The sequence below is a fragment of the Mesorhizobium sp. M4B.F.Ca.ET.089.01.1.1 genome (genome assembly GCF_004022605.1).
GTDB lineage: Bacteria > Pseudomonadota > Alphaproteobacteria > Rhizobiales > Rhizobiaceae > Mesorhizobium > Mesorhizobium abyssinicae.
Genome location: NZ_RZOS01000759.1, coordinates 1 through 1,714, shown reverse-complemented (window position 1 = coordinate 1,714; position 1,714 = coordinate 1). Strand labels below are relative to the sequence as shown.

Genomic DNA, 1,714 nt, shown 5'->3' with positions numbered 1-1,714 from the left:
CCCAAAACTGCGCTACGCGCCGGAGCGGGTCAGGCTTTCGGCGCGGAAAGTACCCGCCGACATGACCGCCGGCTCGCTGCTGACGGGCTATGCAAGGCTGCTGCAGCCGACCGGCCCGGTGCGGCCGGACAGCTACGACTTCTCCTTCGACAGCTATTTTTCGGGCATTGGCGCCAGCGGCTTTTTCCTCGGCAATCCAAAGACAATAGCCAGCGAAGAGGCACCAGCGACGGCGCGCCTCGCTTCCGCGATCGAGAAGGCGCGGGAGAGCATCGCCGACCACATCCGCGGGCTGGTTGGCGGCCCCGAGGGCGAGATCGCGGCGGCGCTGATCGTCGGCGTGCGCGCAGGCATTCCCGATGAGATCAACGAGGCGATGCGGCGCACCGGCATCTACCACATCATCTCCATCTCCGGCCTGCACATGGCGTTGGTTGCCGGCACCATCATGCTTCTGCTGCGCGGCGCCTTCGCGCTGTTTCCCGACTTCGCCTCGCGCCGGCCGGTCAAGAAATATGCCGCCGCCGCCGCGCTCCTCTCGATCGCCGCTTACCTCGTCTTCTCCGGCATTGTGGTCGCCGCCGAACGCAGCTTCATCATGCTGGCGGTGATGCTTGTCGCCGTGCTTTTCGACCGGGCCGCGCTCACCATGCGCAATCTGGCGATCTCGGCCATCGCCGTCATTCTTGTTTCGCCGCACGAAGTGGTCGGCCCGAGTTTCCAGATGTCGTTCGCCGCCACCGCCGCCCTGGTCGGCGCCTATGCCGGCTGGTCGGACTATCGGGCCGACAGGACGACCGCGCCGCTGCCGAAGCGATCGTTCCTTCACTTTGCGTCGCGAAAGCTGGTGATGGGGATGAGCGGCCTTGCCATGACATCAATCATCGCCGGCAGCGCTACGGCGCTCTTCGCCATCTGGCACTTCCAGCGCGTTTCGCCGCTCAGCCTGCTCGCCAATCTGGCTGTCATGCCGATCGTCTCGCTGATCGTCATGCCGTTCGCCGTACTCAGCACGCTGGCGATGCCGTTCGGCGCCGACGGTCCATTCCTCTATGTCATGGGCAAGGGGCTGACGGCGATGATCGCCATCTCGGCATGGATCTCGGAACGTTCGCCAATCGATGCCGTCGGGCTGATCTCCATCCAGTCGGTGCTTTTCGTGACGATAGCGCTGGTCGTCGCGACCATGGCCACGACCTGGCTGAGACTTGCGGCGATCCCCTTCGCTCTGGCCGGCCTGCTGACGGTTTCCAATACCCGCACGCCCGATGTGCTGATCTCGGAGGATGCGCATCTGGTGGCGATGCCGATCGGCGGCGGCGAGCTCGCCGTCAACCGGGCGCGGTCGAATGAATTCACCACCGACAACTGGAAACGCGCGCTGGTGGCCGAGACCATCGTCGAGCCGGAGACCTTCGAGACAGGGGATGCACGCTTCGATATCGAACCGCTCGACCTGCCGCCTGGCTCGCCATTCTACTGCAGGGACGGACTGTGCCTTGCCCGACATCCGTCAGGCGCGATCGTGGCGCTCGCGGAAAACCGCGAGACGGCGCGGCCGGCCTGCGCCTTCGCCGACCTGATCGTCATCGACGACGCCACCGCCTACAGTCCCTGCTGGAATTCGCTGGCCCTCGTCGTCACCAAACGTCAGCTCGCCCGCTCCGGCAGCGCCGCCGTCTTCTTCGATCCGCAATCGGCGACCGCGCAAGCA

At 65.6% G+C, this 1,714-nt stretch carries 1 protein-coding gene; it reads left to right on the top strand.

Features of this window, described 5'->3' with window-relative positions:
• On the top strand, nucleotides 1–1,714 hold a 1,714-nt coding region (locus EN780_RS33565), incomplete at both ends, for a ComEC/Rec2 family competence protein (RefSeq protein ID WP_133372864.1).